Annotated in this window: 18 protein-coding genes; 10 read left to right on the top strand and 8 right to left on the bottom strand. The window is 71.2% G+C overall.

Annotation, left to right across the window (positions count from 1 at the left end):
- Positions 1–22 precede the first annotated feature (22 nt).
- The 10 genes from B9S64_RS25585 (at position 23) to B9S64_RS25540 (ending at position 11321) form a co-directional block, all read left to right on the top strand.
- Positions 23–790, top strand: a complete 768-nt coding sequence (locus B9S64_RS25585) for a thioesterase II family protein (RefSeq protein WP_181012469.1) — start codon at positions 23–25, stop codon at positions 788–790.
- Positions 787–1530 carry an SDR family NAD(P)-dependent oxidoreductase gene (locus B9S64_RS25580; protein ID WP_103493814.1) on the top strand — a complete coding sequence of 248 codons (744 nt, stop codon included), beginning with the start codon at positions 787–789 and terminating at the stop codon, positions 1528–1530. The genes B9S64_RS25585 and B9S64_RS25580 overlap by 4 nt, the downstream gene beginning before the upstream one ends.
- Before the next feature lie 62 nt (positions 1531–1592).
- Positions 1593–2849, top strand: a complete 1257-nt coding sequence (locus B9S64_RS25575) for a pyridoxal phosphate-dependent aminotransferase (RefSeq protein WP_258038079.1) — start codon at positions 1593–1595, stop codon at positions 2847–2849.
- Between the two features lie 116 nt (positions 2850–2965).
- Entirely contained in the window at positions 2966–4534 is a 1569-nt protein-coding gene (locus B9S64_RS25570; RefSeq protein ID WP_103493816.1) for a tryptophan halogenase family protein, read from the top strand.
- A 34-nt stretch (positions 4535–4568) separates the two neighbouring features.
- Entirely contained in the window at positions 4569–5144 is a 576-nt protein-coding gene (locus B9S64_RS25565) for a flavin reductase family protein (RefSeq protein ID WP_103493817.1), read from the top strand.
- Positions 5145–5279: 135 nt separating this feature from the next.
- On the top strand, positions 5280–5834 hold the full coding sequence (locus tag B9S64_RS25560; RefSeq protein WP_219818820.1) for a helix-turn-helix domain-containing protein: 555 nt from the start codon (positions 5280–5282) through the stop codon (positions 5832–5834).
- 86 nt (positions 5835–5920) lie between these two features.
- The gene (locus B9S64_RS25555; RefSeq protein WP_103493818.1) at positions 5921–7216 is read left to right on the top strand and encodes a cation:proton antiporter; all 1296 of its coding nucleotides are present in this window, start codon (positions 5921–5923) and stop codon (positions 7214–7216) included.
- Positions 7217–8044: 828 nt separating this feature from the next.
- On the top strand, positions 8045–9226 hold the full coding sequence (locus B9S64_RS25550) for a DUF262 domain-containing protein (protein ID WP_103493819.1): 1182 nt from the start codon (positions 8045–8047) through the stop codon (positions 9224–9226).
- Positions 9219–10343 (top strand): DUF3696 domain-containing protein, encoded by a 1125-nt coding sequence (locus B9S64_RS25545; RefSeq protein ID WP_103493820.1) that lies wholly within the window; start codon positions 9219–9221, stop codon positions 10341–10343. Before B9S64_RS25550 ends, B9S64_RS25545 begins: the two co-directional genes overlap by 8 nt.
- A 90-nt stretch (positions 10344–10433) precedes the next feature.
- Positions 10434–11321, top strand: coding sequence for a hypothetical protein (locus B9S64_RS25540; protein WP_103493821.1), 888 nt, complete (start codon positions 10434–10436; stop codon positions 11319–11321).
- A 249-nt stretch (positions 11322–11570) separates the two neighbouring features.
- On the opposite strand, the gene B9S64_RS25535 is transcribed toward B9S64_RS25540, so the two are convergent.
- From B9S64_RS25535 to B9S64_RS25500, 8 genes are read right to left on the bottom strand one after another with little or no spacing between them, the layout of a single operon-like run.
- Complete coding sequence (locus tag B9S64_RS25535) at positions 11571–12992, bottom strand: NADH-quinone oxidoreductase subunit N (protein ID WP_103493822.1); 1422 nt, start codon at positions 12990–12992, stop codon at positions 11571–11573.
- On the bottom strand, positions 12989–14494 hold the full coding sequence (locus B9S64_RS25530) for a NuoM family protein (protein WP_103493823.1): 1506 nt from the start codon (positions 14492–14494) through the stop codon (positions 12989–12991). Before B9S64_RS25530 ends, B9S64_RS25535 begins: the two co-directional genes overlap by 4 nt.
- Positions 14495–14498: 4 nt before the next feature.
- Positions 14499–16394, bottom strand: a complete 1896-nt coding sequence (locus B9S64_RS25525; protein WP_103493824.1) for a proton-conducting transporter membrane subunit — start codon at positions 16392–16394, stop codon at positions 14499–14501.
- A complete protein-coding gene (locus B9S64_RS25520) occupies positions 16391–16696 on the bottom strand; it encodes an NADH-quinone oxidoreductase subunit K (protein ID WP_103493825.1) in 306 nt (101 codons plus the stop codon). The genes B9S64_RS25525 and B9S64_RS25520 overlap by 4 nt, the downstream gene beginning before the upstream one ends.
- A complete protein-coding gene (locus tag B9S64_RS25515; RefSeq protein WP_103493826.1) occupies positions 16693–17298 on the bottom strand; it encodes an NADH-quinone oxidoreductase subunit J in 606 nt (201 codons plus the stop codon). Before B9S64_RS25515 ends, B9S64_RS25520 begins: the two co-directional genes overlap by 4 nt.
- A gap of 11 nt (positions 17299–17309) precedes the next feature.
- On the bottom strand, positions 17310–18242 hold the full coding sequence (locus B9S64_RS25510) for an NADH-quinone oxidoreductase subunit H (RefSeq protein WP_103493827.1): 933 nt from the start codon (positions 18240–18242) through the stop codon (positions 17310–17312).
- Complete coding sequence (locus B9S64_RS25505) at positions 18235–19557, bottom strand: hypothetical protein (RefSeq protein WP_109492123.1); 1323 nt, start codon at positions 19555–19557, stop codon at positions 18235–18237. The genes B9S64_RS25510 and B9S64_RS25505 overlap by 8 nt, the downstream gene beginning before the upstream one ends.
- A complete protein-coding gene (locus B9S64_RS25500; protein WP_103489201.1) occupies positions 19548–19898 on the bottom strand; it encodes an NADH-quinone oxidoreductase subunit A in 351 nt (116 codons plus the stop codon). The genes B9S64_RS25505 and B9S64_RS25500 overlap by 10 nt, the downstream gene beginning before the upstream one ends.
- Positions 19899–20041: the final 143 nt, after the last annotated feature.

Genomic DNA, 20041 nt, shown 5'->3' with positions numbered 1-20041 from the left:
GGGTTCGGTGAAGCTCGGTGGCGTGAATCCCATACGAACGCGTGACCGAGGCTGGTTGCGGGCCCTCGGCGGTGTGACGGGCCCGGCCGGCCGGCTGGTCTGCTTTCCGCACTCCGGCGGTTCGGCGGCGACCTATCGTGCCTGGTCGCCGGCGATGCCCGGGGACATGGAGCTGCTCGCCGCGCAGTATCCCGGTCACGCCGACCGGATCGCCGAGGCGCCGGCCGGCAGCATCGCGGAGATCGGCGCACACGTCGCGCGGGAGCTGTCCCGGCTGGATCCGGCTCGCTGCGTCCTGTTCGGTCACAGCCTGGGCGCCCTGGTCGCGTACGAGACCGCACGGGCCATGCGGGACCTCGGCACGCCCCCGCGCGCCCTGTTCCTGTCGGGCGCGCCCGCGCCCCTGGCGGCCGGCGGCGGGACGACGCACCGGGCGGACGACGAGGAGCTGTGGCAGGCGCTGCGGGACCTCGGCGGGATCGCGCCGGAGATCGCGGACGACCCGGAGCTGCGGGAACTGCTGCTGCCGGTCCTGCGGTCGGACATCACGCTCCACGAGACCTACCGGCCTCCGGCCGGCGCCGAACCGCTGGACTGCCGGATCCGCTGCTACCACAACACCGGGGACCCGCTGGTGGACGCCGCGCGGGCCGGCGCCTGGGACGCCGTGGCCGCCGGCCGCTTCGACGTACGCGCCCTGCCCGGCGGGCACTTCCGGTTCCTCTCCCACCCGGCCGAGCTGATCGACGACATCACCGCGGTTCTCGCGGAGAGCGAGGTCCTGCGATGAGTACCGCACAGTCCGTCGTGATCACCGGCGCGGCCACCGGTATCGGCCGGGGCATCACGGAGTGCGTGCTGAAGTCCGGCGCCGGTGTGACCGCCGTCGGACGCCGCGAGGAGCCCCTGCGGGAGCTGAAGGACCGTTACGGGGACGCCGTCACGGTGGTGGCCGAGGACGTCTCCGCACCGGGCGCGGCCGAGCGGATCGTGGCGGCGGCGACCGAGGCCTTCGGCAGGCTCGACGCGGTGGTCAACAACGCGGGGCTGGCCCGGTTCGGTGAGCTGGAGACGACCGACCCGGCGCTGTTCGACGCGATGCTCGCCGTCAACGTGCGCGCTCCGGCCGAACTGATCCGGTGCGCGCTGCCGCAGCTGCGCGCCCACCGCGGCAGCGTCGTCAACATCTCCTCGGTCGGCGGCGCGCTCTCCATGCCGGGGCGCGCCTTCTACGGCGCGAGCAAGGCGGCCCTCAACAGCCTCACACGTTCGCTGGCGCGGGAACTCGCCCCGGACGTCCGGGTGAACGCCGTCATGCCCGGCCCGGTGGACACGCCGATGTGGCACGAGACCGGTCTCGACGGGGCGGGCACCGAACACCTGCGTGTCGGTCTCCTCGCCTCGACCCCGATGGGGCGGTTCGGCCAGGACACGGAGATCGGCCGGTGGGTGTCCCTGCTGCTGGACCCGGAGGTGTCCGGCTGGGTCACCGGGGCGCTGATCCCCGTGGACGGCGGCCGGACGGCATGACACATCCCGCGACCTCCCCGAACGGCCGACGCAAACCCCGACAGAACAAGGACGGTACGAGCGTGAGTTCAGACATCTTGTCCGCCGCCGGTTCCATCCCCTCCTCGTGTCTGCACCGCATCTTCCGCGCGGCGGAGGCGAAGGAGGAGGAGTCCGGCACCGAGGTGGTGAAGCTGCACGTCGGTGACCCGTACTTCGACCCCGCCGACAACGTCGCGGACGCCTTCGTGGACGCGGTGCGGCGCGGAGAGACCAAGTACACCGGTGTGGAGGGCCTGCCCGAGCTGCGCGCGGCGGCCGTGGAGAAGCTCCGCCTCGACAACGGTGTGGACAGCGCGGTCTCCCGGCTGCTGATCTCGCCGGGTTCGTGTCAGGGTCTGGCCGCCCTGCTCCAGTCGCTCGCCGAGCCCGGCGCCGAGATCCTGCTGCCGGAACTGCACTGGCCGGTCCACCTCCAGCAGAGCGTGCTCGCCGGGTTCCGGCCGGTGCTGTACGCGCTCGGTGACAACTTCCGGCCCGACCCCGCGACGATCGCGGCCGCCGCCACCCCGCGTACCCGGGTGCTGGTGATCAACTCGCCGGCGAACCCCACCGGTGTCGTCCTGGACCGCGACGAGATCGGTGCCCTGCTGGAGCTGGCCCGCGCCCGGGGCTGGCACGTCATCAGCGACGAGGCGTACGAGCACTTCCTGTACGAGGGCGAACACGTCTCGGTCGCCTCGCTCGAACGCGACGTGCCGGTCGCCGAGCGCATCGTGCACAGCGTCTTCAGCTTCTCCAAGAGCTTCGCGATGACCGGCTACCGGCTGGGCTACGTCGCCCTGGCCAACGACCACGCCGCCGACGTCATGAAGGTGACGCAGGAGGCCAACATCATCGGCACCTCGACCCCGGTGCAGTACGCGGGGATCGCCGCGCTGGAGACCCGGGCCGACGCCGCGGCGACCAACCGGAAGCTGGTGCAGCGCAACCGGGACGTGGCGCTGTCGCCGCTGGTCCGGGCCGGGCTGATGAACGAACTCCCGGCCGGCGGCTGGTACGCGATGCTGGACGTGGCCCGGACGGGGCTGGACGCCGAGACCTTCGCGACCGAGTTGCTCGCACGCAAGGGCGTCGCCGTCGTACCGGGGAACGGCTTCGCCATGCGCCCCGACGTGGACGAGCAGGGCCGCATCCGGTCCCACGACTTCGCGCCCTGGGCACGGCATCAGGTCAGGGTCGCGTTCTGCGTGGATCCGGCGTCGCTCGAATCCGGGGTGCGCAAGATCCTGGAGTTCGTCGACGAGTGCGGTGACGAGGGCGCGGGTTCCTCCCGGTAGACGAGGAGGACGGGGCGCGTCCCTCCCAGATCATCCTCCTTCGCGGGCCCGGGACTTGGGCCCCGGGGAGCCAGGACGGTTGAAGTCGGGTCAGCACGGAAGAAGTGAGGGGAACCATGGCCAGAAGCGTTGTCATCGTCGGCGGCGGGACCGCGGGGTGGATGACCGCCTCGTATCTGAAAGCGACCTTCGGCGACAAGCTCGCGGTGACGCTCGTCGAATCGAAGAACGTGCCCACGATCGGGGTGGGGGAGGCGTCCTTCAGCACCATCCGGCACTTCTTCTCGTATCTCGGACTCGCCGAGACCGACTGGATGCCGGAGTGCCACGCCACCTACAAGCTGGGCATCCGCTACGACAACTGGCGGGCCGAGGGGCACCACTTCTACCACCCCTTCGAGCGGCCGCGCATCGTGGAGGGCGTGTCCCTCGCCGACTGGTGGCTGCACAAGCGGCCCAGCGACGACTACGACCAGGACTGCTCGGTGATCGCCGCGCTCTGCGACGCCAAGCGCTCCCCCCGGCAGTTGGAGGGCAGCCTGCTGGAGCTCGACGCGGTCGAGCACGAGGCGGAGCACGCGTCCCGGTCCACCATGGCCGAGCAGAACACCCAGTTCCCGTACGCCTACCAGTTCGACGCCACCCTGCTGGCCAAGCTCCTCACCCGGTACGGCACCGACCGCGGGGTCCGGCACGTGCTGGACGACGTGGTGCACGCGGAGGTGGACGAGCGCGGCGACGTCACGCACGTGCGCACCAAGGAGAGCGGCGACCTGGCGGGCGACCTCTTCATCGACTGCACCGGGTTCCGCGGGATGCTGCTCAACAAACGGCTGGAGGTGCCCTTCCTCTCCTACCAGGACAGCCTGCCGAACGACAGCGCGGTCGCCCTGCGGGTGCCGATGGAGATGTCCGACCAGGGGATGGGCCCGTACACGCGGTCCACCGCGCAGGACGCCGGCTGGATCTGGACGATCCCGCTCTCCGACCGCATCGGCACCGGCTACGTCTACGCCAGTGACTACTGCACCCCGGACGAGGCCGAACGCACCCTCCGCTCGTTCGTGGGGCCGGGGTCCGAGGACCTGACGGCCAATCACATCAAGATGCGGATCGGCCGGAGCGAGAACTCCTGGGTCAACAACGTCGTGGCCATCGGCCTGTCCAGCGGGTTCGTGGAGCCGCTGGAGTCGACGGGGATCTTCTTCATCCAGAACGGCATCGAGCAGCTGGTGAAGCACTTCCCCGGCGGCCGGGACGACCACCAGCTGCGCCGGTCCTACAACCGCCAGGTGGCCAACGTCATGGACGGCGTACGGGAGTTCCTCGTACTCCACTACATCGCCGCCAAGCGCAACAACAACGCGTACTGGCAGGACGCCAAGGCCCGCACGGTGCCGGACGCGCTGGCCGAGCGCATCGAGCAGTGGAAGGTCAAGCTGCCCGACGCGGACACCGTGTTCCCGTACTACCACGGCTTCGAGCCCTACTCCTACACCGCGATGATCCTGGGCCTCGGTGGTCTCGACGTCCGTCCCCGGCCCGGTCTGGCGCTGATGGACGACACCGCCGCGTCCAAGGAGCTGCGTCAGGTCCGCGACCAGGCGGCCTCGCTGGTCGAGCGGCTGCCGAGCCACTGGGACTACCTGGCCCACGTCACGAAGCTGAAAGGGAAACGTTCGTAGTCAGCGGCATGGCCGAGCGAGGAGGTAGCACAGCATGCCGAACCCTGTGACCGGCACGATCGCGCGCGCACCCGTCGATCAGGCGGAGTTCCGCTCTCTCATGACGACGCACCCGGCCGGAGTCACCGTCGTGACGACCACCGCGCCGGACGGTGAGCCCTGGGGGATGACCTGCTCGTCGATGTGCAGCGTGGCCCTGCGGCCGCCGACCCTGCTGGTGTGCCTGCGGGCCGAGAGCCCGACGCTGGCCGCGCTGCTCCAGGTGTCGGCGTTCGCGGTCAACCTCCTGCACGACCGGGCCGAGGGCGCGGCGACCCTCTTCGCCTCCGGCGCGCCGGACCGGTTCGAGAAGGTGGCGTGGGTCCGGGAACCGGAGTCCGGGCTGCCGCACCTGGTCGAGGACGCCCACACGGTCGCGGACTGCCGGGTCAGCGAGACGCTGTCCGTCGGGGACCACGTGGTGGTCTTCGGGGAGGTGCTCCAGGTGAAGGTGCGGGCGGACCGGCCGTCGAGCCCGCTGCTGTACGGGATGCGGCGGTACGGCTCCCTGAAGACCTCCCCGCCCGGCCCGGGCGGCACCGGTCCGGCGGCCGGCGGTGCGGCCGTGTGAGGGGCCGGAACGTGTCCGCCCCCGGCCGGAGGCGCCCGCCGTCACGCGGGGGCCACCGGCCGGGGGCGCCCGGCGGTACCAGACGATTCCGGCGATTCCGACGACCCATGGGAGCTGACGGTGAGGAGCGATCTCTTGAACACCCGGGACGGCGGACGTGCCGAAGCGGCACAACCGGCACAACCGGCACAACCGGCACACCCGGCCGGCCCGAAGCCACGGATTCCCGACTGCCCGCTGGCACGTACGGTCGAGGCCGTCGGCCCCTGGTGGACGCTGGAGATCCTGCACGAGGTCTTCGACGGTCACACCCGCTTCTCGTCGATCCGCCGGAATCTGGCGACGCCCGCCGACGTACTGACCGACCGGATCGCCGACCTGGTGGCGAGGGACCTCCTCACTCCCGAGGAGGGGGCCTCGTCCCCGGACGACCCGGTGTACCGGCCCACCGGTCGCGGCCGGGCGCTCCGCCCGCTCATCCTGGTCATGGCCGCGTGGGGAAATCACCGGCTGGCCCCGGAGGAGCGCAGTCTGCTGCTGGTGGACAACGCCACCGGCGTGGAGGCGGACCCGGTCGTGGTGGACCGCCTGACGGGCCGTCACCTCGACACCGCCGACTTCGTCTTCGCCCGTGGCCCCCGCGCGAGCGAGCTGATCGCCGCCCGCTATCCGGAGATCCGGCGGCGGTGACCCCCACGCCACGGACCCACGCGGCTCCACAGCGTCTTCACCTCGTCTGACCGCGTCAGAACGGCCACGAAGGGCCTCACGCAACCATGGACATCGTCTCGAACCTCCTGTCCCATCCCGTGCACGTGATCGTGGCGCTCGCCGTCGTCCTGGTCCTGGCCCGAGCGGGACGGGCCGCCGCCCGGTGGCTGCGCCAGCCCGAGGTCGTCGGAGAGGTCACGGTGGGGCTGCTGATCGGCCCCGCCGTGCTCGCGCTCTCCGACCGGGCCGCGTTCGACACGCTGCTGCCGGCCGAGGTACTCGACGTGCTGAAGTTCGTCGGCCAGACGGGGCTGGTGCTCTATCTGGTGGGCCTCGCCCACAAGTTGCGGCCGGGGCCGGGCAGCCCATCGCAGCGCACCCTCTCCGGTCTGGTCGCGGGTGCTTTCGTGTTCCCCCTCACCACGGGCCTGCTCCTGGTGGGGCTCATCCATCTCACCGACGACACGGCGGCCCGCGGCGACGCCCCGATGCCCGCCTTCGTCCTGCTGGTCGCGGTGGCCATGTCCATCACCGCGGTGCCCGTCCTCTCCCGGATCCTCGGCGACCGGGGCATGAGCGACACGACCGAAGGGCAGTTCGCCCTGGCGTCCGCCGTGGTCATGGACAGCCTGGGCTGGATGATGCTCACGCTCGCCATCGGACTGGGCGCGGGTGATCTCTCGGGCCTCTGGGGATCCGGCCTCGCCCTCCTCGCGGGCGGCGGCTGCGCGCTCCTGCTGCGCCTGGGCCTGCTCACCGCCCCGGCGCGCCGGCTCTGCCTGCGGTTGCCGAGGACCACCGCCGTGCTCCTGGGCTGCGCCGCGATGGGGACGGCCCTGCTGACCGAGCGCCTGGGCATGACCGCCATCGTCGGTGCCGCGATGGTCGGCCTGGCGATCCCCGGCGAGGCCCTGGCCCCCTGGACCAAGCCGGTGGCCGCCGTCTCGCACGCCGGGCGGACCCTGACGCCGGTCTTCTTCGTGGTCACCGGCGTCACCGTGCTCATCGACGCCTTCTCCGCCGCGTCCTGGACGCTGATCACCGCCACGCTCGTCCTGGGCTGCGTGGGCAAGCTGCTCGGCGGCTACCTCGGGGCCCGCCTCGCCGGCATGCCCTCCGGTTCCGCCCGCAGGATGGGCGTCCTGATGAACACCCGGGGCCTGACCGAACTGATCGTGCTCGAAGCGGGACACCGTGCCGGCATCCTGCCCTCGCCGCTGGTCCTCGCCCTGGTCATCATGGCCCTGACGACCACGGCCATGACCGGCCCCCTGCTCGGACTCGTCGACCGCGCCGAACGCCGCCGCGGCGGTACCCCCACGGCCCCCGGGCTCCCCGGCCCGGTGGCGATGAAGGAGTGATACGGACGACGTGGTTGGGCCCACCAGCGCCGTGCGTCGCGCGGCAACGGCTGCGCGGTCGCCCGGTGAGGGGACACGGCGAGCGATCTCCACTCTGTCGTCGCCCGTCGTGGCACGCCTCATCCCGTCGGCATGTTCATCCCGCGCCACACGGCCGCTCGCGCACGACGCGGGCTCCAGCCCTGCTTCGCGATGCTCGCCGACCACGCCGAATGTGTCCAGCACGGCGCCGTGGACGTAAGGAGCTCGACCTCGGGGTGAATCGGCTTGGCGGTCCCGCATATGCCCAACTGCGGCTTTTCTCCACCTTGACGGCGCCCAGAACTCCACCGTAGAGGGTGTGCCGCTGCCCCGAGCGCGAGATACGGAGCTGGGCACGCACCTGGCAGGACGACGCATAGCGCGTCCCCCAGTGCTTCCACGTAACGGTCGACAACTGACGGCATTCCGAAGGACTACCGTCTTCAGGGGCCGATACACAGCTGACCGGCCACCCAAACGCTCTGCGCACCGACCGCCCGTGGCAGCACAACCACCTCCGCTGGATCGTGCACTCCCACTTTCTGCTTCGCCGGCCCGGCGGCGCCCCAGGGGATGACAGGGGACTGTCCCCTCCCCCGAGTCGGTCACTCTCCCCCAGGGCCACCCGTGCTCCGACGCGGCCACCCCCGCCCCTGAGCGGACTCCGCCGAACAGCCAACCACTCGGCTCTTCCGCCAGATGGTCCGATGCCACCGATCGACCGCCACGAAGCCGGCCGACGGGATCCGCATACGATGCGTCTGTGGACGATGGAGCCCGACAACGGAAAGGCGGTTCAGAGAACCCATGAGTGATGGTACGACCGCACCCGGAGCACGCCTCGTCCAGGAAATGATCCCCGTCGAACTGGACGAGACGGGTCTCAGCACGGACGTGGAGCGCGAGGACATCGGCGAGCGGATCGACAGTCCCTTCGATCCGGATCTGATTGAAGTGCAGACCCGCAATCCCACTGTCGGTCTGCTCCTCAACCGGATCAGACGAAAGACGATCGACCTCGCCCCTGACTTCCAGCGGCGGGCGGGCATCTGGACCATGAAGGCCCAGAGCCGACTCATCGAATCGCTGCTGCTGCGCATCACCTTGCCGACGCTCTACGCGGCTGAAGGCGAGGAGGACACGTGGGCCATCGTGGACGGCGTCCAGCGCCTCTCCACGATCGCAAGGTTCGTCGCCCCCGAAACAATCGGCAGTGAACCGTTGCGTCTGACGGGACTGGAGTACCTCACCGAGTTCGACGGCTGCACCTTCACCGACCTGCCCGGTCGCCTCCAGACCCGGATAGAGGAAACCGAACTCGTCGTTCTCCTCATCCGGCGGGGCACTCCAGAAGAAGTCAAGTTCAACATCTTCGCCCGAATCAACACAGGCGGGCGGGCGCTCACCCGTCAGGAACTCCGCCATGCCCTGATCCCCGGCCCCGCACGTACTTTTCTCGCGCACCTCGCTTCTTCTGATGCGTTCCGGGAGGCAACAGGGGGAAGTGTTTCCTCGGAGCGGATGTCCGACCGGGAAATGTGCTTGCGCTTCGTCGCCTTCTCACTCACTCCCCCCGACGAATACACGAGCGGGGATTTCGACAGGTTCCTACGTCAGGCCATGCATCAGGTCAACTCCCTGGACCCCGAAGCCCGAGAACATCTGCGACTACGATTCCTCACGGCCATGGACGCGAGCCACGCCGTGCTTGGCGACCATGCGTTCCGCAAGAGATTCCGTGACACGAACAGACGTTCCCCTGTAAACAAGGCGCTCTTCGAATCCCAGTCGGTCACCCTATCCACGTATGCACCGCACGAAATCGACATTCTCCAGCAGCGACACGCAGAGGTGGAAGAGGGATTCCTCGACCTCATGGACGACGGCGATTTCTTCAATGCCGTCTCCGCAGGCACAGGCGATATCAACAAGGTACGCCTCCGCTTTCGCCTGCTCGACGAAATGTTTCAGGAGGTACTGAATGCTTGAGCGAATCACCATCAGCAATTTCAAGGCATTCGGCCGACAGAACCTCGCGCTCGCGCCGTTCACTCTGCTCACCGGCCTGAACTCCTCCGGCAAGAGTACGGTCCTCCAAGCCCTCGCCCTGTTGCGCCAGTCCTACGAGGCCGGGGTCCTCGAAGACGGTTCCGAGTCAGGGCTCCTCCTCAACGGGGAGTTCGTTCAGCTGGGTATCGGTCAGGACGTACGCCACGAGGCCTACACAAAGGACGATCCCGACATCGGTCTCGGCGTCCTCCCTGTTGGGCTCTCCCAGGCGGGCCTGAGCTGGCGTGCCGCGTACGGTTCGGAGGACGATCTGCTCAAGCTGGTCGATGCGCCTCCAGCGGAGACACGTCTAGCAATGGCGTTGCCCGAGCTCTTCGGTCCTGGTTTCCAGTACCTCAAGGCGGATCGCATCGTCCCCGCCATCAGCTACCCGCGCTCGCACCACGCGGTTGTACGCCGTGGGTTCCTTGGCGCCCGGGGAGAACACACGGCCAACTACCTGCGCGTTCATCAGGACGATCCGGTGGAGACGGCGTTGCGCCACCCGTCAACGGCCTCACACACACTGCTCAAGCAGACCGACGCATGGATGCAACAACTCTGCCCAGGAGTCAATCTCGAGGCCATCGGCATCGACGGCACGGACACCGTAAGGCTCAGCTACGGCTTCGGCTCGGGAGTGAACGCCTCGAACAGGTACCGGCCAACCAACGTCGGGTTCGGCCTCACCTACGCCCTGCCCATCGTCGTCGCATGCCTCACCGCCCGGCCCGGATCACTCATCCTCCTGGAGAATCCGGAAGCACATCTCCACCCGCAAGGTCAGACCTCGTTGGCCTATCTGGCGACGGCCGCCGTCACAGCCGGTGCGCAGCTCATTGTGGAGACGCACTCGGACCATGTCCTCAACGGCCTGCGTATCTCGGTCAAGAACGACCGCATCGCACCGTCCGCAACAGCCGTACACTTCTTCCGTCGCAACGGGCAGGGCATTGGGGTGGTCAGTCCCCGGATGGGAGACGACGGCATGCTGTCCGATTGGCCTCAGGGATTCTTCGACGAGTGGGAGAACTCCCTCGATCAGCTACTGGACTGAACAGCCCTCAACGAGAACCGACACGATTCACCATCACCATACCTGGGGGCGGGCATGCCACTTCTGCTATTCCTCAACGAGCGGTCCTGCATGTCCGAAGCGTCGCCGGGGGAAGTGGCCGCGGCGATGGACGAGTTGATCCGACTACTACGCGAGGCACGCTCATGGCGTGAGATCGCACTGGTCACCCGGACCCCGTTGACCAAGTCCGAGCTCGCCCAGGGCTACTGCTACCAGCAATGGGCCGCCGACAACCGGCATCGCAATGAGCGGCAATACATCAAAGCCCTCCGCAACCGGTCCCCCTTCGCCGATGTCCTCTCTCAGCACACGGCACGCGGCGAGGTCGAGTACGAGTACGCGGGAGGAGGTGCCGAAGGGATGGGTGCGGCCCATCTCATGGACGGCCTCTGCGTCAGTCTTCCCGTGTCAGTTGCCTGGCACCGGCCATGGTTGGAGGTCACGGTCCGCACGCTGACCGAAGATGACCACGGCGAGCTCTTCGTGGCCGAGTCCATCGAGTCCGTACGCCACGGTTCTCGTCCGGTGGACCTCAAGCCGCACGAACAATGGGGCCGGTCCACCGGCCTAGACGCGATCGACTCGGCAGCGCGACTTTGGGGGGAGAGGGCCGACTTCTTTCCTTCGCTCCGGTTCCTTTCCCGCGTGCAGGAAGACCTGAAAGCCCTCCAGCCACCAGCATTCATTCAAGTACGGGGCCTGCTCGCGCGACTGGAGGAGTCGGCCGCGCGGTGGAATCCGGTCGAATCCGCTGTCCCCCACTGGCAGGGGGCGAAGATCACGCCGGAACACGTGCAGCGCAAACGCCTGTGCTATTTTCCGGACGACACCGGCGAGAACCGCTGCTACGACTGGCACGGACGCTTCACGCCCGGCGCAGGCCGCCTGCACTTCCGACTCGTTGCGATGGAAAGAACTCTGGAGATCGCCTACATCGGACCCAAGCTTGGCGCATAGGGTGAGCAGAAGAGCCAAGTCTTCGCGACTTCGTAGCCTGCGCTGAAACCTCTGGTAGGACAGGCCTCGCCTCTATCCGCGACCGAGGACGACTTGTGCGGCTTGCGCACGCACGACGGCTTCACACAGCTTCGCGTAGAGCATCTCGCTGAAAGCGACATGCCATTGTCCAAGTGGCGCGCCATCAGCTCGAACGCCCCGTACGCCTCACACCCTTGCGCCGCTCGGAACGCCGACAGCCGGGCCCCCTCACGGCACCAGCGGCCCCCCGGCGAGTGTGAGGACGGCGCTCCCGCCGATGCCGAGCGCCAGGGAGAGGGCCGCCGCCGTGCAGGCGGTGGCGGCGGCCGCTCGTCCCCGTACGGCCTGGACGGCGGCGGGCGCCGCACCGGTGGTGGCGAAGAGGGGGCCGAGCCAGCGCAGGTAGTAGAAGAGCGAGGCGACGGTGTTGGCGACCGCCAGGACGGCGAGCCAGGTGAAGCCCCCGTCGACGGCCGCGCTGAAGAGTTCCAGCTTGCCGAGGAAGACCCCGGTGGGCGGGGTGCCGACCAGGCCGAGGAGGCACACCACCAGGACGGCCGCGAGGCCGGGGTGCCTGGCGGCGAGGCCGCGGTAGTCGGTGAGGGCACGGGCCCGGGGCAGTGCGGCGACAACGGCGAAGGCGCCGAGGTTGGTGACGGCGTAGGCGAGCAGGTAGAACAGCAGGCCCTTCTGGGCGAGGTCGCTCCGGGTGGCGACGGCCAGGGCCATGAGGAGGTAGCCGACCTGGCTGATGGTGGAGTAGGCCAGCAGCCGTGTCACGGAGGTCTGGAAGAACGCCGCCAGGTTCCCCAGGCTCATGGTGAGCGCGGCGACGACCGCGAGCAACAGGGGCCAGTTGACGCCGCTGCCGGGAAGCGCCTGGTGGAGGAGGCGGTAACCGGCGATCAGGGCGCCGATCTTGGGGAGGGTGGTGACGTAGGCCGCGACCGGCACGGGCGCGCCCTCGGTGACGTCCGGTACCCAGAAGTGGGCCGGTACCGCGCCCGCCTTGAACAGCAGGCCGGCCAGGACACCGATGAGCCCGACGGCGACGAGTCCGTAGGGGGCCAGGGGCAGGGCCGTGGCGAGCGCGCGGTAGCGGGTCGTGTGCCCGGCGCCGTACAGGAGGGCCGTCCCGGCGAGCATGACCGTGCCGAGCAGCGCACCCATCAGGTAGTACTTCAGGGCTGCCTCGGTACCACGGGCGTCCTTGGCGAACGCGGCGAGCGCGTAGGCGGGCAGACTGGCCAGCAGGTACGCGGCGAACAGCATCAACAGGTCGTCGGCACCGGTCAGGGCGAGCGTGCCCGCGCCGGACAGCAGCAGCAGGACCCAGTACTCGGTCTCGCGCGGATGGTTCCGTACGGTGTCCACGGACATGGCGATGACCAGCGGCAGGGCCGTGAGGACGGCGAGCCGGCCGACGCCGGTGGCGGTGTCCACGGCGAACGTCCCCGAGAAGACGGTCTGTTCGCGCCCGGAGGCGAGGGTGACGGCGGTGGCGGTCAGACCGGTCGCGCAGGCGACGGCGGCGAGGACGGCGACGATCCACTGACGGCGGCGGGGCAGCCAGCAGCCGGTGAGGAGGCCGAGGACGGCGGCGCCCAGGAGGGCGAGTTCGGGGACGAGGGCGGTCAGGTCCTCGTTCACCGCGCGACCAGCCCGGTCAGGGTGCGGCCGGCCGGTTCGACGACGTCCAGCAGCCAGCGCGGTGCCACGCCGATCACCAGGGCGACGGCGAGCAGCAGCCCGGTGGACCAGGTCTCGGTGGCGCGCAGATCCGCGAGGCCGCCGGTGGGCACCGTCCCCGGCAGGCGCGGGGCGCCGAAGAACATGCGCCGCAGCGCGGTCAGGAAGAGGGCCGCGGTGATCAGGATGCCGGTGAGGGCGACGGCGGTGGCGACCGCCTGGGAGGCCAGGCTCCCGGTGAGGATCTGGAACTCGGCGATGAACCCGGAGAAGCCGGGGATGCCCAGCGCGGCGAACGCGGCGACGGCCGTGACCGCGGCGAAGCGCGGTGTGTGCGCGGCCAGACCCGAGTAGGCGTCCATCGCGTAGGTCCGGCCGCGGTCGTGGAGCACACCGGCGAGCAGGAAGAGGGCTCCGGTGATCAGGCCGTGGCTGACCATCTGGGTGACCGCTCCGGTCACCGCGAGGGAGCGGGCCTGGGCGTCGGTACCGGCGAGCGTCCCGGCGGCGCCGACGGCCAGGACGACGTACCCCATGTGGTTGACGGAGGTGTAGGCGATCATCCGCTTGAAGTCGGTCTGCGCCAGGGCCACCAGAGCCCCGTAGACCACCGACACCGCCCCGACGACCGCGATCGCCAGCGCGTACCGGCGCCAGCTCCCCGGCAGCAGGGGCATGGCGATGCGCACGAATCCGTAGGTGCCCATCTTCAGCAGGACCCCGGCCAGGATCGCCGAGCCCGCCGCGGGGGCCTCGGTGTGCGCCGGGGGCAGCCAGGTGTGGAACGGCACGGTCGGGGTCTTGACCGCCAGCCCGGCCCCGATGGCCAGCAGCACCAGGCCCGCGTACGTTCCGCGTCCGGCGAGCGGGTTGGCCCGGGTGAGGTCGAGGATGTCGAAGGTGTGCGGGTCGGCCGCCAGGTACAGGCCGATGAACCCGAGCAGCAGGGCGAGGGAGCCGAGGAAGGTGTAGAGGAAGAACGTCACGGCCGCGGCACGGGCGCGTTCGCCGTGGCCCCATCCGGCGATCACGAAGAACATGCCGACGATCGACAGGTCGAAGTAGACGAAGAACAGGATCAGGTCCAGGGCGACGAACAGGCCGGTGCCGACGGTCTGGAGGAAGAGGAACAGGCAGACGTACGACCGCACCCGCCGCCGCTCGCGCGCCGAGTAGACGGCGACGGCCAGGAACAGCAGGCTGGTCAGCGCCACCAGCGGCAGGGACAGTCCGTCCACGCCCACGTGGTAGCCGACGCCCGCGCCGGGGATCCAGCGCGCCCGCTGCTCGTACTGCGTCCCGCCGCCGGTGTCGAAACCCGCCCACAGCGCGATGACCAGGGCCAGTTCGGCGGCGGCGGTGCCGATCCAGATCCGGTGGTACGCCCGGTCGGGGAGGGTGCGCGGCAGGAGCAGCAGCACCGCGCACACCAGCAGCGGCCAGAACGTGACGACGCTCAGCACAGGGTCACCTCACCAACAGGATGATCAGGACGAGCGCGGCGAAGCCCACGGCGGCCTGGGCGTAGTACTGGTGCAGGAGTCCGGTCTGCGGGCGCCGCGCCCACCGGCCCAGGCTCCGGGTGCCGGAGGCGAGCGCGCGTACGGCCGCGTCGATGCCGTCGTCGTCCACCCGGCGGGCGAGCCGGGCCGCCGCGAGGCCGCCCCGGGCGGTCCGCCGCACGGCTCCGTCGATGACCCGGTCGTCGAAGACGGCCAGCGCCCTGGCCAGGCTCAGCACGGGCCCGGCCACCGCGGTGCGGGCGAACCGCTCCAGGTACAGCCAGTTCCGGGCCCCCCGCACGACGGCACGCGGTACGGGCGCCACGGCGGCTCCCGGAGCGGGTGCCGGGCGGGCGGCCCACCACCAGGCCGCCCCGGCGGCGGTGAGCACGACACCGGCCGAGAGGCCGAGCTCCCAGGCCTCGGGGGACGGTTCGCCCCCGGCGCCGACCAGCCGTCGCAGCCAGGACGCCGGTCCCGGCAGGGCCAGCACCCCGAGCAGGGCCGCGGCCGAGGTGAGGGCGAGGAGCGGAGCCGGGGTGGCGCGGGACACCCGCCGGGTGCCGGGTCGCTCGGTGTCGTATCCGGCCGCCGGATCCGGCGGGAGGGGGCGGGTGACGTACCACAGGGCCTTGACGCCGTAGACGGCGGCGACGGCCGCCGCCGCGAGCCCCACCGCGTACAGGCAGGTCCCCCGGGTCCGGGCGGCGGCGAGCACGAGGTCCTTGGCCGCCCACAGCGAGAGGGGCGGCAGCCCGGCCAGCGTGAGCGCGCCGACGGTGAAGGCCGCGCCGACCAACCGGTGGGTGCGCGCCGCGCCGCGCAGGGCCGGCAGCCGCTTGGTGCCCAGCGCCGTGAGCCAGGCCCCGGCGGCCAGGAACAGGCCCGACTTCGTGGCGGCGTGGGCGACGAGCTGGGTGGTGCCCCCGGCCACCCCGTGACTGCCCGCGGCCATCACCATGAATCCGACCTGGGCGGAGGTGGACGCCGCGAGCAGTTGCTTCAGGTCGGTCTGGGCCACCGCTACCAGCCCCAGGGCCAGGGCGGTGACCGCGCCGGACCAGGCGACCAGCGGCCCGGCCCAGCCGGTGGTCTCCAGCAGCGGGGCCGTACGCAGCAGCAGGTAGGCGCCCGCGGCGACCATGGTCGCGGAGTGCAGCAGCGCGGAGACCGCGCTGGGACCCTGCATGGCCCTCGACAGCCAGAAGGAGAAGGGCAGTTGGGCGGACTTGCCGAGTGCGGCCACGACGACGCCCGCAGTGAGCACATGGAGCCACGGCGAGGCCGCCCGCGGCAGCGCGTCGAGTCGCAGGGTGGTGACACCCCCGGCCGTGGCGGCGCCGGCCGCCAGGTAGAGGCCCAGGTCGGCGGCGCGGGTGGTCAGGAACGCGACATCGGCGGCCGCCGCCGTCCCGGGCCGCCGCCACCGGTGGCCGATGAGCGCCCAACTGGTGGCGCCCATCACCTCCCAGGCCATCAGCAGCGGCCCCAGCGTGGTCGCCGTGACGGTGACGAGCATGGCGCCGGAGAAGAGGAGCATCAGCCCGAAGAACCGGCCGCGCTCGCCCCGGGAACCGGGCTCCCCCACCGCGAAGGCCAGCACGGCGGTGGTGACCGCGGCGACGGTGACCACCATGACGGCGGACAGACCGTCCACCGCGAGCCCCGCCTCCGTACCCGCGAACAGGGGCGCGCGGGCCGTCGGGCGGAGCAGCGCGGCGGCGATCGCCGCACCGAGCGTCGCCACGGCCGCCGTCACACCGGCGGCGGGAACCCACCGGTCCAGGCGCGGCCCGGTCACGGCGAGCACCGCTCCGGCGCCCAGCGGAAGCGCGACGAGGAGCCAGAGGACCGCGCTCATCCCTTCAGGTCCTCGGCCATGTCGGTCATGTCGATCCGACGGGCCCGGTAGAGGGCGGTGGTGACGGCGAACCCCATCGCCATCTCGACCGCCATCGCCACCACGGCCGCCACGATCACCACCTGTCCGCCGCCGGCCGCCGGGGAGAGGAAGTGCCAGAAGTCGGCAGCCGCGACGACGACACCGCCGATCATCAGCTCGATCCCCATCATGATCATGACGACGGACTGCTGGGAGAGCGCGCCGAACAGGCCGGTCGAGAAGAGGCCCGCGGCGAGGACCAGCAGGAGGTGGAACGTCATCGGCCCGCTCCCCCGCCGGCCGGACCCCCGGCCTGCCGCCGGCCGGGACCAGCGCCCGGATCCTCGGCCGGCCGCCGGTCGAGGTCGTCGCCGAAGCGGTCGTACCGGCCGCGCCGGGTGGCGAGCACGGTCGTACCGACCATGGTGGCCAGCAGGACGAACCCGAGCGTGACCATGGTCAGCATCTGATCGCCCATCAGGGCGGCGCCCACCTGGAAGGTGGTGTCCTCGGGCCGTGTGCCCGTACGGCCGGGCCAGGGGACCAGGAAGATCCCCGCCACCAGCCCGGCGAACATCGCGCCGCTGACGAACAGCGCCCCACGTGTGTTGTGCAGCATCGACATCGGCATCAGACCGGCCGGATTCATCATGTAGGCGATCATGAACACGGCCATGATCAGCATCTCCATGACCATCATGAGCACGGTCACCACGCCGAGGTACGGCAGTCCCAGCACGGTCACCACCCCGCCGACGCACACCAGGGACCCGAGCAGCGCGAAGGTGACCCGGGCCATCGAGTTCAGCGTGAACACCAGGACGCCACCGGTCAGGGCGCATGCCCCCAGCACCCACAGCAGCACCGTGCTCGTCACACCCATGACACGCTCCTTCACCCCGCACCGAGGCCGACGAGGGCCGGGACCAACGCCTGCGCGACCGCCGCCGGGAGGAGCACCACCCAGGCCACCTCCACGTACCGGTCGGCGCGGACCACCGGCAGCCTCCGCATCACCCACACCAACAGCCCCAGCACCAGCAGGGTCTTGACCAGCGACCACGTCCAGGCCGGCAGCCAGGGACCGGCGCCGCCGCCCAGGAACAGCGGCACCGCCATCGCCGCACCGGCCGCCAGCCACAGCCACCGCCCGGCCCGCAGGAGCAGCTGGTCCACCCCGCAGGTCTCGCCCAGCACCCCGTCCGCGATGTCACGGCCGGCCGGGTAGGCGAACGGGCCCAGGAAGCTGAAGGCGAGCACCCCGGCCAGGTAGACGGCGAAGGCGAACGGCATCCACACCGCGTACCACAGGCCGTGCTGCGCCTCCGCGATGCCGGACACGCGCAGGGAGCGGGCGCCGGTGGCGGCCGAGATCAGCGCGAACATCAACGGCAGCTCGTACGCGAGGCCTTGGGCGAGGAAGCGGTATCCGCCGACCAGGGAGAACGCGGCGTTCGGACCCCAGCCGGCCAGCCACAGCCCGGCCCAGGTCATCACCTCCATGGCGTTGAACCACACCACCCCCACCGACAGATCGGCGGCCACGTGGTGCCCGAACGGGATCACCAGCGTGGACAGCACCGCCGCCACCGGTACGGTGACCACCCCCAGGCGCCACAGCCACCGGTCCGAGGCAGGGAGCCGCCGCGGCTGCTCGACCAGGGCGCGCGGCACGGCGAGGAACGGCCTCAGCACACCGGCCGGGGTGACGGACCGCCCGGCTCCCCTGGCGTCCAGCGCCGCGTCACCGGCCACGGCCAGCGCGGCGAGACCGAGCAGCAGGGCCGGGGCTGCCAGCGGCGTCCACCACGCCCCCGCCTCAACCACCCGCGAACTCCCTGATCGGCGCGGTCAGTTCGTCAGGATCCGGGTCGAGACCGGCGACGACGAGCCGGGCTGCGGCGAGTTCGGTGCCTTCCAGCAGCCGGGGCAGCAGCCCGGCCAGGGCGACGGACGGCGGCCGCCCGGCGTCCCACCGGCCCCGTGGACTCTCCTGTGCCGTGGGATCGAGGAGGGCCGTGGGAGCGGGAGAAGCCGTGGGAGCAGGGGCAGTTGGATCGAGGAGGGCCCCGCCGTCCAGTCGGCGCACGCCGTCCAGTCGGCGCACGTCGTCCAGTCGACGCACGTCGTCCACGGCGTCCGCGAGCCACCGCCGGTAGCGGGCCGGTACGTCTCCACCCGCCCGAGCGGCGGGACCGCTCACACCGGCGGCCCGCGCGTCGGCCGTACTCAGCGTGCCGATGCCCCGGGTCAGCCGGTCCAGGGTGCGTGACCGCCCGACGCGGCGTTGGAGCCGCAGGGTCCTGGGCAGTACGGCCTCCGCGGGCGCGCGGTCCAGCAGGTCGTCGCGGATCCGCCGGGCGGTGACGGCCTCGGCGGGCCAGCCCGCCACCGCCAACAACCGTCCCAGGCTGTCCAGATGCGCCGCCGCACGCCGCCGGGCGGCCTCGGCCAGGGGCACCGGCTCACCCTCGGCGGCCCGCGCCCAGGGCCGCGCCCAGAACGGCTCGGCGGTGCCTTTGCCGCAGGGGCCGCCGAGCCGGGCCCGCTGGACGACATCACCCTGGAGCACCAGGTGGACGATCAGCCCGGACGGCCAGTCGGCGAGGAACGGCCCGAGGGGTACGTGCAGACGGTCGAGGGCCAGACCGTCGCGGTCCTCCCCCACCTCGGCCATGGGCAGCCCGCCCGGCATCTCCATGCCGCCGTCGGCGTCTCCGCCCGCCGACGTGTGCCGCTCTCCACCCGCCGTCCTCGTACGGCCGGAATCCTCGCCCCGCCCGTGCGTCGGGGCGGTGCGCGCGGGGCGGCCGGTGCCGGGGTACGTGTGCTCCGTCGCGCCCAGCCGGGCGCGGCCCGCGTCGAGGGCCGCCGCCACGTCCTCGGCCGTCTCGGCCCGCAGGCGTACGCGGGGGCGGGGCGTGTCCTCCCACAGCCGGTCCAGTGCCGGTCCCAGCTCCCGGCACCCGGGGCCCGCCACCAGCATCAGGTCGGCTCCGGCCGGTGTCGCCGCCGTCGGCCAGTCCCGGCACCGCAACTCCTTCTCGGCGGCCAGCCGCACGGCCGTCCCGCCGGGGGTCGTCACCAGCAGCACGCGGGGCCGGGCCGCCGCCGCCCGCACCAGTAAGCGCGTCAGGCCCATCGCAGCGCCCCCTCCCGCCACGCGTACACGACTCCGCTGAGCAGGACACCGAGGAAGACGAACATCTCGATCACCGCGCCGGGGCCCGTCACCGAGATGACGAGCGTCCACGGATACATGAAGATCATCTCCATGTCGAAGGCGAGGAAGAGCATCGTGACCGTGTACCAGCGCATGTGGAAGCGGCTGACGGCGTGCTCGGTGGGATCGAGCCCGGACCCGAACGCCCGGGCGGCCAGCGGTTCGGACGAGACGCGCAGTGCCTGGGCGGCGCCGTAGACCCCGGCGACCACGAGAAGGGCGAGGGCCAGCAGGGACAGCGCGGCCGTGAAGCCGTTCATCCGCTCACGCTCCCGGTCGCCGTACCCGGCTCACGGGCGGTGTGTACGTGAGCCGGGTGGCCGCCGCCCGCGTGCCCCGGTGCTTCCGCCACTCGTCCCACCCGTGCTCGCTCCCCTGCCTCACCTGTGCGTGACCGCGCACG

It is taken from the genome of Streptomyces sp. SM18 (assembly GCF_002910775.2).
Lineage (GTDB): Bacteria > Actinomycetota > Actinomycetes > Streptomycetales > Streptomycetaceae > Streptomyces > Streptomyces halstedii.
This window is presented reverse-complemented; position numbering and strand designations above follow the sequence as displayed.